This window comes from Streptococcus sp. A23 (assembly GCF_043674155.1).
GTDB classification, from domain to species: Bacteria; Bacillota; Bacilli; order Lactobacillales; family Streptococcaceae; genus Streptococcus; species Streptococcus suis_V.
In genome coordinates this window covers 1-16,043 of sequence record NZ_JBIMJP010000019.1, presented here as the reverse complement: position 1 = coordinate 16,043, position 16,043 = coordinate 1, and the positions used below count along the sequence as shown (strand labels likewise).

At 45.0% G+C, this 16,043-nt stretch carries 18 protein-coding genes, 1 tRNA gene, 2 pseudogenes and 1 riboswitch; of the genes and pseudogenes, 2 read left to right on the top strand and 19 right to left on the bottom strand.

All coding sequences use genetic code 11. The features are described from left to right. Positions 1-171: 171 nt before the first annotated feature. Genes ytpR through ACHBIE_RS09515 form a run of 4 tightly spaced genes read right to left on the bottom strand, consistent with a single transcriptional unit; the run spans position 172 to position 2,368 of the window. Positions 172-795: a YtpR family tRNA-binding protein gene (ytpR, locus tag ACHBIE_RS09530; protein ID WP_394733199.1), complete on the bottom strand. Its 624-nt coding sequence runs from the start codon at positions 793-795 to the stop codon at positions 172-174. Between the two features lie 18 nt (positions 796-813). Continuing rightward, on the bottom strand, positions 814-1,770 hold the full coding sequence (locus ACHBIE_RS09525) for a DUF1002 domain-containing protein (RefSeq protein ID WP_172060150.1): 957 nt from the start codon (positions 1,768-1,770) through the stop codon (positions 814-816). Continuing rightward, the gene (locus ACHBIE_RS09520; protein ID WP_105110722.1) at positions 1,767-2,087 is read right to left on the bottom strand and encodes a thioredoxin family protein; all 321 of its coding nucleotides are present in this window, start codon (positions 2,085-2,087) and stop codon (positions 1,767-1,769) included. The genes ACHBIE_RS09525 and ACHBIE_RS09520 overlap by 4 nt, the downstream gene beginning before the upstream one ends. Then, positions 2,084-2,368 carry a DUF4651 domain-containing protein gene (locus ACHBIE_RS09515; RefSeq protein WP_105137577.1) on the bottom strand — a complete coding sequence of 95 codons (285 nt, stop codon included), beginning with the start codon at positions 2,366-2,368 and terminating at the stop codon, positions 2,084-2,086. The genes ACHBIE_RS09520 and ACHBIE_RS09515 overlap by 4 nt, the downstream gene beginning before the upstream one ends. Positions 2,369-2,431: 63 nt before the next feature. Here ACHBIE_RS09515 and pepA point away from each other — a divergent pair, with 63 nt between their 5' ends. Both pepA and ACHBIE_RS09505 read left to right on the top strand, forming a co-directional pair. Further along, positions 2,432-3,493, top strand: a complete 1,062-nt coding sequence (gene pepA / locus ACHBIE_RS09510; RefSeq protein ID WP_394733198.1) for a glutamyl aminopeptidase — start codon at positions 2,432-2,434, stop codon at positions 3,491-3,493. 9 nt (positions 3,494-3,502) lie between these two features. Beyond that, positions 3,503-3,889, top strand: a complete 387-nt coding sequence (locus ACHBIE_RS09505) for a DUF6176 family protein (protein ID WP_394733197.1) — start codon at positions 3,503-3,505, stop codon at positions 3,887-3,889. A gap of 226 nt (positions 3,890-4,115) precedes the next feature. Here the strand turns inward: ACHBIE_RS09505 and ACHBIE_RS09500 are convergent, their stop codons facing one another. From ACHBIE_RS09500 to ACHBIE_RS09430, 15 genes and pseudogenes are all read right to left on the bottom strand, one after another. Continuing rightward, positions 4,116-5,378, bottom strand: coding sequence for a folylpolyglutamate synthase/dihydrofolate synthase family protein (locus ACHBIE_RS09500; protein WP_105122994.1), 1,263 nt, complete (start codon positions 5,376-5,378; stop codon positions 4,116-4,118). A 55-nt stretch (positions 5,379-5,433) separates the two neighbouring features. Then, a complete protein-coding gene (locus tag ACHBIE_RS09495; protein WP_105122993.1) occupies positions 5,434-5,985 on the bottom strand; it encodes a folate family ECF transporter S component in 552 nt (183 codons plus the stop codon). 42 nt (positions 5,986-6,027) lie between these two features. Then, positions 6,028-6,172: riboswitch (THF riboswitch) on the bottom strand. Between the two features lie 125 nt (positions 6,173-6,297). Continuing rightward, positions 6,298-7,485: an acetate kinase gene (locus tag ACHBIE_RS09490; protein WP_105122992.1), complete on the bottom strand. Its 1,188-nt coding sequence runs from the start codon at positions 7,483-7,485 to the stop codon at positions 6,298-6,300. A gap of 49 nt (positions 7,486-7,534) precedes the next feature. After that, a complete protein-coding gene (locus tag ACHBIE_RS09485; RefSeq protein ID WP_105122991.1) occupies positions 7,535-8,488 on the bottom strand; it encodes a class I SAM-dependent methyltransferase in 954 nt (317 codons plus the stop codon). Between the two features lie 50 nt (positions 8,489-8,538). Beyond that, positions 8,539-9,141 (bottom strand): competence type IV pilus minor pilin ComGG, encoded by a 603-nt coding sequence (comGG, locus tag ACHBIE_RS09480; RefSeq protein WP_105122990.1) that lies wholly within the window; start codon positions 9,139-9,141, stop codon positions 8,539-8,541. Further along, a complete protein-coding gene (gene comGF / locus ACHBIE_RS09475; RefSeq protein WP_394733196.1) occupies positions 9,119-9,577 on the bottom strand; it encodes a competence type IV pilus minor pilin ComGF in 459 nt (152 codons plus the stop codon). Before comGF ends, comGG begins: the two co-directional genes overlap by 23 nt. Further along, on the bottom strand, positions 9,540-9,833 hold the full coding sequence (gene comGE / locus ACHBIE_RS09470) for a competence type IV pilus minor pilin ComGE (protein ID WP_105122988.1): 294 nt from the start codon (positions 9,831-9,833) through the stop codon (positions 9,540-9,542). The genes comGF and comGE overlap by 38 nt, the downstream gene beginning before the upstream one ends. Then, positions 9,805-10,230, bottom strand: coding sequence for a competence type IV pilus minor pilin ComGD (comGD, locus tag ACHBIE_RS09465; RefSeq protein WP_105110732.1), 426 nt, complete (start codon positions 10,228-10,230; stop codon positions 9,805-9,807). Before comGD ends, comGE begins: the two co-directional genes overlap by 29 nt. Beyond that, positions 10,193-10,492, bottom strand: coding sequence for a competence type IV pilus major pilin ComGC (gene comGC / locus ACHBIE_RS09460; RefSeq protein WP_170243122.1), 300 nt, complete (start codon positions 10,490-10,492; stop codon positions 10,193-10,195). The genes comGD and comGC overlap by 38 nt, the downstream gene beginning before the upstream one ends. Then, on the bottom strand, positions 10,493-11,530 hold the full coding sequence (gene comGB, locus ACHBIE_RS09455) for a competence type IV pilus assembly protein ComGB (protein WP_394733195.1): 1,038 nt from the start codon (positions 11,528-11,530) through the stop codon (positions 10,493-10,495). Further along, positions 11,442-12,392 (bottom strand): competence type IV pilus ATPase ComGA, encoded by a 951-nt coding sequence (gene comGA, locus ACHBIE_RS09450; RefSeq protein ID WP_105110735.1) that lies wholly within the window; start codon positions 12,390-12,392, stop codon positions 11,442-11,444. The genes comGB and comGA overlap by 89 nt, the downstream gene beginning before the upstream one ends. A gap of 181 nt (positions 12,393-12,573) precedes the next feature. Then, positions 12,574-12,840, bottom strand: a pseudogene (locus ACHBIE_RS09445) (DUF1033 family protein); the annotation flags it as partial. Positions 12,841-12,970: 130 nt separating this feature from the next. Then, positions 12,971-13,441, bottom strand: a complete 471-nt coding sequence (locus ACHBIE_RS09440; RefSeq protein ID WP_105110737.1) for a transcriptional regulator — start codon at positions 13,439-13,441, stop codon at positions 12,971-12,973. Positions 13,442-13,874: 433 nt separating this feature from the next. Next, positions 13,875-15,152, bottom strand: a pseudogene (ltrA, locus tag ACHBIE_RS09435) (group II intron reverse transcriptase/maturase). 820 nt (positions 15,153-15,972) lie between these two features. Further along, positions 15,973-16,043 (bottom strand) — tRNA-Glu (locus tag ACHBIE_RS09430).

Sequence of the window (16,043 nt, the reverse complement as noted above, 5' to 3'; positions counted from 1 at the left end):
AGCATCTCTAGCCAAGGCTAGTTTTCTGCCACTTATCGTTCGCTTTTCTCGAAATACAGTCAGTATTCCATCAAAAAATGGTCTTGATTGGCAAAAAACTATCTCTTGTCTAAACATACTTTTCTTGTGAATGGAGGTTCTAAAAAGAATTGGCACGCGACCAATTCTTTTTTAGTTTTTCCAATGTTTAGCGGAATCAAGGGCCTCGCCTGCGACGGCGCTATCGTCCAATTCGATAATACCACGTACTTGTGGTGCGTTTGGCAGGCCCAATTCACGCGGACTACACATCATACCAAAGCTATCCTCGCCACGGAGTTTACCAGGGAAAATCAAGCTACCGCTCGGCATCATAGCTCCTGGCAGGGCAACAATGGTTTTGAGGCCTTGGGCTGCGTTTGGCGCGCCAGCTACGATTTGCACCGTTTTGTCGCCAACGTTGACTTGACAAATATTGAGGTGGTCGCTGTCTGGGTGCGGTGTCAATTCCACAATCTGACCGACCACAAATTGTGGTTCCTTGTCATTGACCAAACTTTCCGCAAAACCTTCTTGACTCAATTCTGCATTCAAGGCTGCAATCTGCTCGTCTGTCAAGAAGACCTGACCATTTCCGCTCAAATCAATCAGACTAGACACTTCAAAAATATTCCAAGCTACCGTCTGCCCCGTCTCCTCGATATAGACACGCGCAACCTTGCCCTTGCGTTCAACTGTTACATCTTGTCCTTTGCCATCAGCCACGATGACCATGAGTACATCACCGACATATTCTTTATTATATGTAAAAATCATTTATCAACCTTTTCTATGTTATGAAAATAATCCGATAAGCCCCTTCCAAAGACCCTCAAAGAAGGAACCAATCTTCTCTAGAATGCCTGAATCCTGGAGATTTTTGTAGGCATCTGAAATTTGTTGCTCGGCCTGGCTCTTGAATTGCTTGAGCTGGGCAGCGACTTCTTCCGAATCAATGGCACTGGTTTCCTGATAAGCTTTGGCAAAAGTGACCAGCTTGGAAATCTCATCAGCCGTAATCACTGTATCCAGACCATTTTGTTTCAAGACATCATTGATAATGGTGTTGATTTGGTCCTCAGAGGCAATTTGACCTTGAGAATCCTTGTATTCTGCCAAGCCAGTCTTGATTTCTGCGATAGCCTTGTCAAAGGCAGAGCTGTCAAAATTTTCTTGACCTGCGTGGGCAGTCGCCACTTCATTAACGGTTTCCAATTCCTGCTGGGCAACCACTGTCCGCTCAGGATCTACCGTTTCGCCATTGGCCTCCAAAGCCTTGTAAACACCCGTCAAGGCAGACTCACCTGTCACCTGAATGGGAGCTGCAACGTCAATCAAGACATCTGTCGCTCCCGCGGTAATGGCCGCATTAGCATACTGAGTTGAGGTAATGAGGGTGATATTCTGCGGTGTCTTGATGTCAACGACAACTCCCTTGCCTGACTCCTGCTTCTGCACCAAAACAGATGAAAAGAGCGAGGCTGTATCTGCACCAGAAGTCCCTAAATATTGGTCCATATCCTGACCCTGCACCACTTGACGGCTGACATTTTCAATATTCTTGATATTGAGTAGCCTATTGACTTCCGTCACTTGAGCATCTGATAAACCACCGCCATAGACCATGGTTGGCTTGCCCCATTTTTCATTGATGACATCTGTCTGAATGTCTGCATGGGCAGCTGCCATCGGTGCTCCAACCAGGCCAATCACGAGGGTTGCTAGAGCAAGTTTACTTACTGTTTTTTTCATACTGGTAATCCTTCTAAAAAGTCAATGATTTGCTGCTTGGTTTTACGGTTTTTATCGACAAAGCGTCCAATTTCCTGACCATTTTCCAAGACAACCAAGCTAGGAATGCCGAAAATATTCCATTCTTGAGCCAGGGGCATGAAGTCATCCCGATCTAACTGGACAAAGGTCATGTCGGGAAAAGCAGCCTCGATAGCTGGCAAATGCGGCTTGATATAGTGGCAATCCCCACACCAGCTGGTCATAAAGAGAAAAACTGTCCGCTGACCAGACTGGACGAGCACGGCCACTTCCTCGTAATTCTGTGGAAAAATCATCTCGCTTCCTCCTCAAATGTGATGTCACCTTTGGTATTTTCAAATAGAAAAATGCGACCATCTTCCATGATGACCCCGCCTACCAAATAGTCGGACTGGGACTGGGTTTCATCCACATAGACCGTGGCAATGCTGCCCAAATCGGCGAAGTAAGCCCGAACCTGCTGGAGAGCCTGAGCCTTTTTACGGTCTTCCTGAACCTTGCGGTAAAATTGAGCGCTAGCGGTGAGCACACCTGCCCCCACTAAGCCGGCTAGCACGGCTACCTTTTTCTTATTCATGGTCCCTATTTTATCATAAAAAATGGTAAAATAGTAGCAAGTTATCATTGGAGGAAATTTGTTATGACCCTTTTTGACAAGATTAAAGAAGTGACCGAATTGCAGAGCCTGCCTGGTTTTGAGAGTGAAGTGCGCAACCATATCCGCCAGAAAATCACACCTCACGTTGACCGCATTGAAACAGATGGTTTGGGTGGAATTTTTGGGATTAAGGACACAACAGCTGAACAAGCACCGCGAATCTTGGTTGCAGGTCACATGGATGAAGTCGGCTTTATGATTAGCCAAATCAAGCCTGACGGCACCTTCCGTGTGGTGGAACTAGGCGGTTGGAACCCACTGGTCGTATCCAGTCAAGCCTTTACCCTGCATTTGCAAGACGGACGTAAAATCCCTGCCATTTCCGGCTCTGTCCCACCTCACCTTTCTCGCGGTGGAAATACTCCGGGTCTACCAGCTATCGGCGATATTATTTTTGATGCTGGTTTTGCTGACTACGACGAGGCTTGGTCTTACGGTGTGCGCCCGGGTGATGTCTTGGTTCCGAAAAACGAGACCATCCTATCAGCCAACGGAAAAAATATTATTTCTAAGGCTTGGGATAACCGCTTCGGCGTCCTTATGGTAACTGAATTACTGGAAAACCTATCCGGTCAAGCATTGCCAAATCAGTTGATTGCTGGGGCCAATGTGCAAGAAGAGGTTGGTCTACGTGGCGCTCATGCCTCTACAACCAAGTTCAATCCAGACATTTTCCTCGCTGTTGATTGCTCGCCAGCTGGAGATATTTACGGCGACCAAGGAAAAATCGGGGATGGTACCCTACTTCGTTTCTATGACCCAGGCCACATCATGTTAAAAAATATGAAAGACTTCCTCCTCACAACTGCTGAGGAAGCTGGTATTAAATATCAATACTACTGCGGTAAAGGTGGAACAGATGCTGGTGCAGCCCATTTGAAAAATCATGGCGTTCCATCAACAACCATCGGTGTCTGCGCTCGCTACATCCATTCTCACCAAACTCTCTACAATATGGATGATTTCCTAGAGGCCCAAGCCTTCCTACAAGCTCTCGTGAAGAAATTGGACCGCTCGACCGTCGATTTGATAAAGAACTATTAGGAGAAAAATATGAAGCTAAATGTAGAATTATCCCGCTTTCGTGTCAAAGAAGGGAAATCTGCCAAGGTTGGCGAGTGGATGCAGTTCCTCAATGCCAACATGAAAGAAACCCTCCTTACTCTTGAAGACGAGAAAATGTACGTCGAGACCATCTTCCGCGAAACCATGGACGGTCAAGAATTTCTCTACTGGTATTCTATCCAAGCTGAAGGTGGTATCACCGTAGAAGATTCCCAGTCTGAAATTGATAAAAAACACTTGGAATACTGGGCAGAATGCATTGACCCAAGCTATGGCATGCAGGACCTGGAACCACAGGTCGTCATGATTCCAGATGCCATCTACCAGACCATGGAAGAATTGGACAGGAATTATGAACCGTCAACAGAGCAATAAAATCTATCGTTAAAAGACCTCCGCCATTTCGGCCAAGGTCTTTTCTGTTATACTCAGTTAAAATCAATCTAGCAATTCTGAGAGAGTGAGGACTTCCATAGAAAATTTGGGGAAATTTCCAAAGGCAGATAGGCATGCTAATTAGGTTTTAATAAAACTTAACATATATAAATGCTATAGTTGAGAACTCGAACTGATGTCCGCTATTTTTGAATTCTACTGAGTATTAGCTCGATAAAAAATGCTCCACAAGGTACTTCCGAACCTGGGCGATAAAATAAAGCGATCCTGTGATGACGTAGATCTTGTCAGGATTATCCAAATCCGCCTGCGCTAGCCAGTCTTGAAACCGCTCCGCACGCGCATAGCCAGCTGGATAGTCAGCCAGTTCTACCGCTCGAACATCATCAAAGCTGGTCACCGTGACTGGACCATATTGACTGAGCGCTTCCAACATCTGATCTACTGGTTTGGTGTTAATAGCCGCAAAGAGAAATGCGATTTTCTTATCTGAGTATTGTTCTCTTAGCAAATCTGTCAAGACAGCGATGCTTTCATTATTGTGGGCACCGTCAATCAACAGATTGGGGAGTATCAGTTCCTGACGGCCTGGCCAGATGGCTTGGGACAAGCCCTGGCTGATGGTTTCATTGGTAATCTTTGGAAAATCAGGGCTGAAAAGCTGAGCTGTTGTCACTGCTAAGGCTGCGTTGACCTCCTGGTGACGCCCCTGCATCTGTAGCCTCAAATCCTCAACTCGACCGAAGGGGCTTGAAACCGCAAAGTCTGCTCTGCTATTTTCCAAAAGAATCTCCCGTCCCACCGCATAGGTCGGACTCTGAAGCTGACGAGCCTGCTCCTCGAAAACTGCCTCCACTTCTGGCAAATCGGTCGCATAGAGGAGGGGAACTCGCTCACGCAAGACGGCGACCTTGTGACGGGCTATGGCAGCGTAGGTCTCTCCCAAAAAAGCCTGATGGTCCAAACCGATGGACGGGCAAACCACTGCCAATGGGGCAAGGACATTGGTCGCATCCTGCAAACCGCCCATGCCTGCCTCCACCAAGAGAATATCAGGACGCTGGTAGTGGGCAAAGTAGACAAACATAGCCACTACTACAATCTCAAACTCCGATATAGCATCCAGTCCAGCCGTCTGGTCCAAGTCCTCAATCAAAGGTTGCAAGTCTGTCACAATCCTCGAAAAATCTTCCTCTGAAATCATCTCTTGCTCAAAGACAATCTGCTCTCGAAAATCAATGATAGACGGTGAAGTAAAGCGACCAACTCTGTAGCCCGAAGACTGCAAGATAGACTGTAAGGCGTTGAGGGTCGAGCCCTTGCCATTTGTACCAACAAAGTGAATAGTCGGAACTTGAAGTTGGGGATTGTCCAAGCGTTCCAAAATCCAGTTGACACGTGCAATCCCGTGTTCCAAATCAGAAGCCGGGCGATTAGATAGCCACCGGCGAGTTTCTTGATAATTCATGATTCCCTCTCTACAAAAGCAGCAACAGGGGGATGACCTGTTGCTCGATACTGTTTTATTTAATGCCCATTAACTTGGCCAATTCAGGTATTTTTTGTAAACTTGGCAAGACAAGCATGGTCACGACAATGCGTAATGGAATTTCAAAAACTGCCTTAATCAAGCGACTGCTATACAGAACAATCCAAGGTGTTCCAAAATGGAAATGGAGGGCAATCGGTGTCATGATGAAAGAAATCACAACCTGAATCAAGACAACAACCCCTGCAACATAGAGCCAATCAGCCTTGTTCTTGGTATCGAGTGATTTTTGATAAAAGAACCAACCATAGAGAAAAGCCGATACCGCCTCAATCAAGATAAAGCTGAATAACATGGTCTGTCCACTAAACAAGACAAAGACTGGGTCTGAAATCGCCACAAAGATAGCTGCCCAAACAGGACCGGCAATAGCTCCCAAAATAGCATTTGGGATAAAGGTAAACTGGACTTGCAAGGTTTCCGAAAGACGAATGGAGAAATAGTTCTCCACAATCATAACCAAGGCAAGAGTCACAGCAATAGCAGCCAACAGCTGCACCGTTAATTTTGGAATTTTCTTTTCCATAAAAAATGCTCCTTTTTCAAAATGGAGCTGTCGTGTATATTCGACAGCGGATGCAATGGTTTACCGCGCTACTCTCAGCCAGGACCAATGTTCCTACTCTAGGAGACATCAGATACAAGCAAAGATCAGCTTCGTTATGTGGCAACATCCCATCCACATACACTTAACGCAAACCATCTACTCTGTGCAAATTTCTTTGCTAGTCTATTGTATCACACACTATATACTTTGACCACTTGCTAAAAACTATACCTTTCTAAAGGTATAAACTATAAGAGAAACTGGCAGTCTCCGACTACCAGTTAGTTTTTCTTATTTCAAGCGTTCTACTTCACGTGTGATAACGAGTTCTTCATCAGTTGGGATAACCAAGACGCGAACTTTTGATTCTGGTGTTGTAATGTCGCCATAGTTGCCAAAAACGTTTTTCGCTGGGTCTAGTTCAATACCAAACCAAGACAGGCCTGCGATAACATCGTTACGCATGAGGGGAGCATTTTCACCCATACCTGCTGTGAAGACAATGGCATCTGCACCATTTAGCACAGCCATGTACTGACCGATGAACTTCTTGATACGGTCAATGAAGACATTGTAAGCAAGGACTGCGCCTGGATGTTTTTCCTGCAAACCATTTTCGATATCACGCATATCGCTAGAAATACCGGATAGACCAAGCAGACCAGATTGTTTGTTGAGTACGTTGACAACGTCCGACGCGTCTTTCAACTCATCGACATTCTCAATCAAGTAAGGAATAATCGCTGGGTCAATATCACCTGAACGAGTCCCCATCATAGGACCAGCAAGCGGTGTGAAGCCCATAGAAGTGTCAACAGATTCACCATGGTAGTTGGCTGTGATGGATACCCCGTTTCCGATGTGAGCTGTAATCAATTTCAACTCCTCAATCGGACGTCCCAAAACCTTAGCGGCTTCGTGAGCTACATAGTAGTGACTCGTTCCGTGGGCACCGTATTTACGAACTTTGTTTTCCTTGTAGTATTTCTGAGGAATTGGGTACATATAGGCATGCTCAGGCATAGTCGTATGGAAGGCTGTATCAAAGACTGCCACACTCGTAATATCAGGCAAGATATCCTTGAAGGCACGGATTCCGGCAGCATTAGCTGGATTATGCAAAGGCGCCAAGCTAGACAGCTCCTCGATTTGTGTCAACACTTGGTCATCAATGAGGGCTGATTCTTTGAAAATTTCACCACCAGCTACTACACGGTGACCGACCCCAGTAATTTCTGAGAAGTCAGCAATGATGTTGTGTTTGAGCAAATCATCCAAAAGGATTTTAACAGCCTGCACATGGTCAGCAATATCCAGAGTTTCACTCTCTTTCTTGCCATCATACTTAACTGTTGAAATAGAGTCCTTGAGACCAATACGTTCGATAATTCCGGCCGCTAATACCGTTTCTTCTGGCATTTGGTACAGTTGCCATTTAAGACTTGAACTACCTGCGTTAATCGCAATTGTTTTTGACATAAGTTTCCCCCTTTAAAGCGTTTTCCTACTTAGTATATCAGATTTTTACCTAAATTGCATTCCCTTGTTTCCAATTTTTGAATTTGACCATAAATTCTTGGATAACATCCTTGTCTTTGAGACTTTGGAGCGGATAAACAAAAGGCATCAGTTGACGAGCCGTCTTTTTCTGTAGAACAAAAATCGACTTAGCCATAGCAGCCTTACCAAAGAGTTCTGGCGGCAGGGCAATCATAGAAACAATATTGGCTTGGTCCTGCAACCAATTTTTCAATAAATCACTTTGCGGACTAGTCAAAAGGTCATTGGGAGCCAAAAGAATGGCAAATCCATCCTTTTCCAGATACTTGAGCGACTGCTCCATCAGTAAATGATGAGCGTAGGTATGCTCGGTCGAACTGGCCACCTGGTAACGACTGGCAATCTGATCATCAGGATAATAACCAATCGGCAAATCTGCGATGATGACCTGGCTTTCCTTGAGAATCTGCGGACGTACCGCATCCCCCTGAGCAAAGGAAATGTCCGCCTGCATGACATCTGCCATACTGGCCGACAAGTCGATCAAGAGATCATCCACTTCAATCCCCAGATAATCCAATTTTTTGGGGCTAGCATTGAGAATAGTCTGCGCCAAATTCCCCGTCCCCGAACCGATTTCCAAGACCGTGATTTCTGGTGTGCTGACCAACTGTTCTACTAAGAAAGACAGGATAAAGCCAATCGAGTCTGGTGTAAACTGATGATTGTACTGCATAGGCTCAGTCTGGTTGGCCTTAATCAGTAGGAATTGAAAAGCTCTACGCCATTCCTCCTTGGTCAATTCTAAGCTCTTCAAAGTCTGATTGTTGGTCACAACAGTTTCCAACTCATGCTGACCAGCCATATAAGCCGCATTTTGCTCAATCATGGCATCGTAAATATTGGTGCCCAGCTGGTTTTGGATGTTCTGTACGTTTTCTAACAGCAGGCCGTAGGCCTGCTCAATGTTTTCAAAATTCATGGTTCTATCTTATCAAAATTTGGGCAAATTTGCACTAAAAGAGGAGCCTCTTATGACTCCTCTACCCTCTCTTTTTCCTCCTTCATCATAAATTGATACTGATAGGTCCGACCGCTTGATAACTGGATTGTCACGGTCAGCTTTTCTTTCTTGACCTGGTACTGAGCCTGCCCTTGGACAAAGGACAGCTGACCAGACGTTTCAATTGATTTTGGCTTACTTTCTTTCTTCACCTCTTCTTTTTGACTGGTCTGCGCGGTCTCATTATTTGACCTTTCCATATCTTCTGCAGATACCGATTCTTCCCCACTTTCAGATGGTCTCTCCTTCGTTTGAGAAGTCACACTTTCTTCCGATGTCTCTCCTTTCTTTTCTTCCTGCTCCTTCCTAGCTTGCTCAGCCTTTTCCGCCAAGAATTTTTCTTGACTCTCTTTTGCTGCTTCTTCCTTAGCCAAGCGTGACACTTCCTCAACCACCTGGTCCTTGGTCATCTGGGCTACGAGATAGGCTTGCGTGGATTCTCGACTGGCTCCAATCAACTGACCTTCAGACACTTGCTGATTGAGGTAAAATTGCAGCAAGAGAGCGAAAACTGCCAGCATGAGCAGGGCATAGAGTAGGATACCAGCCTTAACCTTTTTCTTCAAAATCATAGACGAAACTCCTCTCCTCGCCAGTTTCAAACGTCACATCCAATCGAACAATCTGACCAGATTGACTATAGCTAGCCGCCTTGACACCGTAAAGCATGGGCTGGTAGCCCTGCCCCCGGTCATTGGTCTTACGAAAATCATCTGACCGTGACTTGCCAAAGGCCAGGGCCTGACCATCTTGCCTGATATAAATCCGACCCGCATCAACTCTGTCTAAACTGGCCACCTCCCATTCACTGCGCAGCTGGTCACAGAAGAGTAACCAGTTCTTCTCAACACGCTGGTCCTGGTAGCGAACTTCGTGGACCACCAATTTTGACAAGCCCTCAAAGACCAGCAAACTGCCTGAAACGATGACCAAGGCCACCAGACATTCCAGAAGAGTAAAGGCAGCACACCTAGTTTTTCTCAACACGCGCCACCTCTCTTCCCTCATGATAGACAGCCAAAAGCTTGTCCGACCGCTGGACCGTCACCTTGACACCATTGAGCGACAGATTATCCTGACCCGTCTGCACCGCCATCTTGGCCACATTGAGGACCTCCTGTTGATACAAGCCCTCCGCCTGTTGCCTGCGACTGACCTCCATGGCAGAAAGAAAGAGGCTGGTAATAGTGACTAGAACCGACAAGGCCACCAGCCCCTCCAGCAAGATATAGGCCTTATTTTTCCGATTTCTTATAACGACCACTCCCTATATATAATTGATACGACACCGTCTTGCCCCTCGCCCCAAAGGACAGCTTGGCAAGCGAGGAATTCCCACCTTTTTTATCGAAAACAATAGCCTGCTCAGTCAGTACATCGATACTAGCAGGCACCTGCACGGACTGATGACCGTTGGACAGTTGGCTATCCGTCAGTTGCAAATGGATTTCCTGCTGGCTGTTGACCGCCAGACGCTGGCTATCCTTATAAAGCTCCTCAAACTCCCAGAAGAAAACCGTCTCCTGCACCGACCGAAAAGCCGACTGGACAGAACCCGACAAAGCCAGAGCAAGAAAGCTCACGATAAAAAGAACCAACAGACTTTCTAGCAGAGTAAAGGCTTTATTGGTTATCTGGATTAGAGGCTTTGGCTTTCTCATATTCTTCTGCCTGTTTTTTGTCAATGTAGCCAGCAGATTGCAAATCGGCTACTGTTGCTTTCTTGTCATGTTCCAATTCATAGAGCTCCATCTGACTCTCTACTACTTTGACAACTGCCTGATCTCCTTTTTTCCGTACCGCCTCTTTCTGCTTGCTCAAATTAGGTACAAACAAGAGTAAAAGCACACTAATAATTCCAAGGACGACTAACATTTCCACCAGAGTGAAACCTTTTTTCTTCATTTTTAGTAATTTCTTCATTTACATCTCCATATTTTGATAAATTGGCAGCAACATGGCTGCGTAGATAAGAACAACAACGAGAGCGACAAAGAGAAAGACCAGCGGTTGAATAAGCTGCATGGCACGATTAACGCGAGAGAAAAATTCCTCCCAACACTCATTGGCGTAGACGGCAAGCTCGCTACCCAACTTGGACTTGACTTGCCCGTACTCCACAATCAAACTCAGTTCCCTCTTGAAAAATGGATAGGAACGGATATGCTGGTCAAAGCTCTGCCCATTGCCCAAAGCCTCCGCCATATCTCGCCCAATCTCGACAAAGAGCTGGGACTGCTGCTCCTGCATCAGCCGAACCACCTGCTGCATATCCAATCCTTGCCCGATGAGGCTACCCCACTCCCGCGCGTAGTAGGCGGTCAGGTAGGTTTGGATGAGTTTTCCGAAAAATGGCAGAGCGGATAGACGACTAAAGACAGTGATTTTAGCCGTCCTGCGGTACCAGATGTAGCCTGCTAAAGTGCAGAGCAAGATGGTTAAAACCAACCCGAGAAAGATGGTCGGTAAATGGTTGATGAGCATGGTCGCGGCATTGCCCTCCTCCAACTGTGGCAGGAGATAGTTTTTCAGACCCAGCATAATCAACACCAAAAATCCTAATAGAATAACGGGATAGGTCGCCACCTCAATCAATTTTTTCCGTACTTTGGATAAGTTGCTCAGATAGGTCTCGATGTGTTGCAGACTGAGACTGGTATTGCCATGAATTTCTGCCAATGACACCTGAGTGACAACTGTGTCGGAAAAGGCCAAATCAGCTAAAAGGCTCGAAAAAGGCTTCCCCGCTACCAGACCGTCTGATAGGATTTGCGTATATTGGTCTGCCAAGAGCTGACTGCGCCTGAGAAAATCAACAATCTCTCCCAAGTGAAAGCCACTGGCAAAGAGATTGTTAAAAAGCTCGATGACTTTACGCTGACGCTCCAAGGATAATTTTTTCGGCCTCCGCCTGCCGAGGACTGATATGTCCTGCTGCAAGAAGGCTATCAATCTGTGCATTCCACTTATCTGCGGAATGGTTTTGGAAATCTTCTCTGGCAAAATCAACAACACCTCCTCCCCCTATCAAGCGCTGGTAGGCAATACCTTGCAGGGCATTATTGAGCTCTTCTGGACTAACACCCAATTCCAACATCCGAGCATAGACACCCGAAATGGACTTGGCATGCACCGTCGAAAAGACTGTCGCTCCGGTCAAACTAGCCCTAATAACTGATCGAGCTGTCTCTGCATCACGGATTTCCCCGATGATGAGCAGGTCAGGACGATGGCGCAGGGACAGTTTGATGAGATTGTCATAAGTCGCGCCAATAGTTTCATTGAGCTGAAGTTGCAACATATCGTCCTGCTTGATTTCCACCGGATCTTCGATGGTCAGAATTTGCTTGTCTGGGAATTTCATCCTGGCTAAATGGTACATAAGCGTGGTCTTGCCAGAGCCGACTGGACCCGAAAAAAGGTAGAGCCCCCGACCTTTGATTTCCTTGGCAATTTCCTCTACTGCCTGAAACCAGAATTTCAACTCCTTGTCATTATCATAGAGCAGACGGATGACCAAACTTTCCTTGCCACGATAATCCCCGACCGTCGACAGGCGCAGAGAAATCTCGCCCTTGCCATAATCATAATCGCAGGACCCCTGCTGACTACGGCGCTTCTCACCGACATTGAGACCAGCTAGAAACTTGAAATGCCCAATCAGAGCATCTACTTCCGTTTCCTCCAGCTCTCGGACAAATTCCCGTTCGTCCATGATACGATGATAGAGCTGATAGGTCTCACCTTTGGGAACCAGATAAATGTCACTGACTCGACCGGTTACCGCCTCCTCTATCATTTGTTTTGCTTTTTCTTGAATCATAAATCCTCCTCACCTATTAGTTCGGAAAAATGATGATTTTTGCAAAAATTTTTTTTAAAAAAATAAGAAGGACTGAACCATCAATCCTTCTCTCTTAATAATTTACGCAATTCCCTTTCTTGAGTTTGCACGGCCTTACTCTCGGTACAAGGTCCTTCTTCTTGGAATCTTCCTTAGCTTCTAGCAATAGCAAAGAATGGTAACGTTGCAAATACTCATCACATTCCTCGCACCAATACTGATCCGCTTCATCCCAAAAGGCTGTCATCATCCCACCCTTCGATTCTTTCTTAGGAAAGCGACTAGCCAAATCTGTCCACTCTTTCTGAAAGGCAAGAACAGCATCCTCATAATTTTTAAAAACTAACTTGTCAGTGATGTCTTCTTCCCAACCTTCAATAAACCACCAGGGTTCAAAATCTCCATACATTTTAATGACTTGATACATAACTATACACTCTACTTTCTCTGTTCCAACAATTATACCGAAAATAATAAGAATTTTGAAAATATATGCTTAGAAAATACAAATTCAATAAATAAAGTGCCGTTATAGGTAGTACCAACAATTCTTTCTTCTACTTAAAATCTCGCAGGTAGTCTTGCAGTTCACGTATCATATTCCTCCGCCCATGGAAACTCTGACCTGTGATTAGCTTCTCGTATTTTTCTAACTGTTCCGTCGACAGCTGACTTCTATAAGTCCGCAACATATCTCGCAAAACAATAAAATCGTCATTTAACAATCCCGGCGACTTTACTAGATGCGACAAATCATGAATATCTTCATGGGGCATACGGTCAAACTTCCGCTTATGGCTTTCTTGCCTGCGCACAACATCCCGAACACGATTTCGGAACTGAACCTTAAAGTAACTACAGAGCTTATCCTTATCTTCCTCCAATTCTGGAAAACTGCATAGTAATTTGTACAGAACCAACATCCCCTCCTGGTCCCAATCCTCACGTTCCCATAACTTCACGTAGAAATCCTTACGCGCGCGGTGGACAATTCCCTGAACTTCAAAATAAATCTTTTCAAATTGCATAAAACTATGCCTCCTTTAATTGATAGACCTAGTTTATCTAATTTTGAAAAAAACAAACAGGACATTTTTGTCAGTATAAAATAATAGTAACTAAATCTCAGTGAAAACAATATACCTGAGGTGGTGCACAAGAGCATTCAAACGCGCAGTCTAACCTGCCCTTTGAAGCGATTTAAGACGCACATCCTAACAATCAGACATTTTACAATAGCATTAAATCAATTCCTGTCCTATTTAAATACAATACTTGGGATCTGTAATAACCTTATCTATATCATCAAGCGAAATGCCTTTAGTCCCCAGCAATAGAACAAATTATACACTTCGAAAATCGGTTTAACTTGCTATGATAATGAGTATACCATACAATCGAGTAGGGACTAATTTCTAGTCCCTCTCACACCACCGTGCGTGCCGTTCGGCACACGGCGGTTCAACTAACTTTTAACACATGTCGTTTTAGATAATAATCTAGGCAAGAAACCAGTCCACGTTTAGCGAGGACTGGTTTTGATATGGCACGTTTCAGTACAGAGCTCTGAGCCACTAATTGATAATGGTCTCCCCAGCCAGATACTTTATCCGCTATCCACTTCGGTACTCCTAATTTGAGAAGTCCCCCTAATCGCCTAGATTTCTTCTTCCATTGTTTCCAGATAATAACTCTTATTCGAGTTCTTAGTCGTTCATCAATGCTTTCCATGACTGATTTCATGTTCGTCATAGAAAAGTAGTTTATCCAACCTCGGATGACCCAGTTTAGTCCCTCAATTCGGCTGTCTAGGTCAATACTCCACTTACGGGCCGTTAGTTTCTTGAGTTTTCTCTTGAAACTCTGTACGCTATCCTGATGCGGACGACTTTTCCAGCCCTCAGATGATTTCCAGAACCCAAATCCTAGGTACTTTAATTTGCTCGGTCTCACAATCTTGGTCTTGGTCATGTTGACTTTCAAACCTAATCGTTTTTCAATATAACGACTAATTGAATGCATAACACGTTTAGCAGCCGCCTCACTACCAACTATGATGACGCAGTCATCTGCGTAGCGAACGAAGCGAAGTCCACGATTTTCCAACTCTTTATCTAGCTCATTAAGCATGATATTGGACAGGAGCGGTGATAGGTTTCCTCCCTGTGGAGTTCCAACTAGTGTTTTATACCGTTGTCCGTTGATGACTACACCTGAATGAAGGTACTTACGAATTAAAGATTCTGTATCTCCATCTTGGATAATGTTATGAACAAGCGACATCAGTCTATCTTGAGGAACGGTATCAAAGAACTTCTCCAGGTCTATGTCTACTATCCACTCATAACCGTCATTAAGGTATTCTAATAACTGGATAATAGCTTGTTCGCATGACCGATTGAGTCTGAATCCGTAACTCCTCTCAGAGAAATAGGGTTCACAAATGGGACTAATGACTTGGACAATAGCTTGTTGTATCATTCTATCCATGACCGTTGGGATACCTAACTGACGGACTCCGCCGTTAGGTTTGGGAATTTCAACTCGTAAAACTGGCTGAGGTTTGTACTACCTCTGCTTTATGAGTTCTTTAGTTGAACGCCAGTGTTTGCGGAGATAGTCATCTATTTCGTCAATAGTTACGCCGTCAATTCCTGCTGAACCTTTATTGGCTCTAACTTGATTGTAGGCTTCAAGCATATTGGACCGAGATAGGATATTATCTAGTAACTGTGACATGTGCGTATTCCTTTCTTGTTTCGGTGTCTGAGGGACGTCTTATATTGGTGAACTTTCCTCTAGTCAATACGTGACCGCACCCAGTTCTATCAGACCGCTAGTTTTACAGACACAAGCGAAGTAGGTATACTTCGGTTAATTGTTCAGCCCTTCGCTCCACCTCTATTACAGAAGTTTCATCACTACTATAGCTTCGGCTGAGAGCCTGCCCCAGCCATTGTTGTTCAACGAAGAATGAGTTGATAACAACAATAGGCGAGGGTACTTCTCATGATTTGTTGTTACTACGTCTTTGACGCTCATGAGACCTCACGGGATAAGTCGTACATCTTTCCTCGTTTACTCTCGTGATTTACGTCTATAGGTTACGACTACCTTTTTGGACTTTAGAGTTATATGCCCCCTCATCCCCTATATACGCCTTGTTATCACGTTTCTGTTCGTAGAGCCACGATTTCGCTATCCCTTCCTCTCCCCGCTACCTCACGATAGTCAGGCTTGGGAGTCGCTTTGGGGTTCACCGGTAGCGGGTGTCCACAGAGGACTTTCACCTCAGATGTACGACATGCCCGTCGTACATAAAAAATGCATGCACCTATTATCTGGATACATGCATTTTTCAAAATGTTGTCACATAACGGTTTCTTTGCTCAAGTAGAGACTCTATTTTCCTTTATATATTTCCAATGGCAGACTGATTCCCATAAAATATAAAAGAGGAAAATAAGATGAAGCTGAACAGTAACTGCCCAATAAGAAAAGAATTTTGATGGCAATAAATATCAAAAAAGAGAAGACCAAACAGATCTTCTCAAAAATATAGTCCGTACGGGATTCGAACCCGTGTTACCGCCGTGAAAAGGCGGTGTCTTAACCCCTTGACCAACGGAC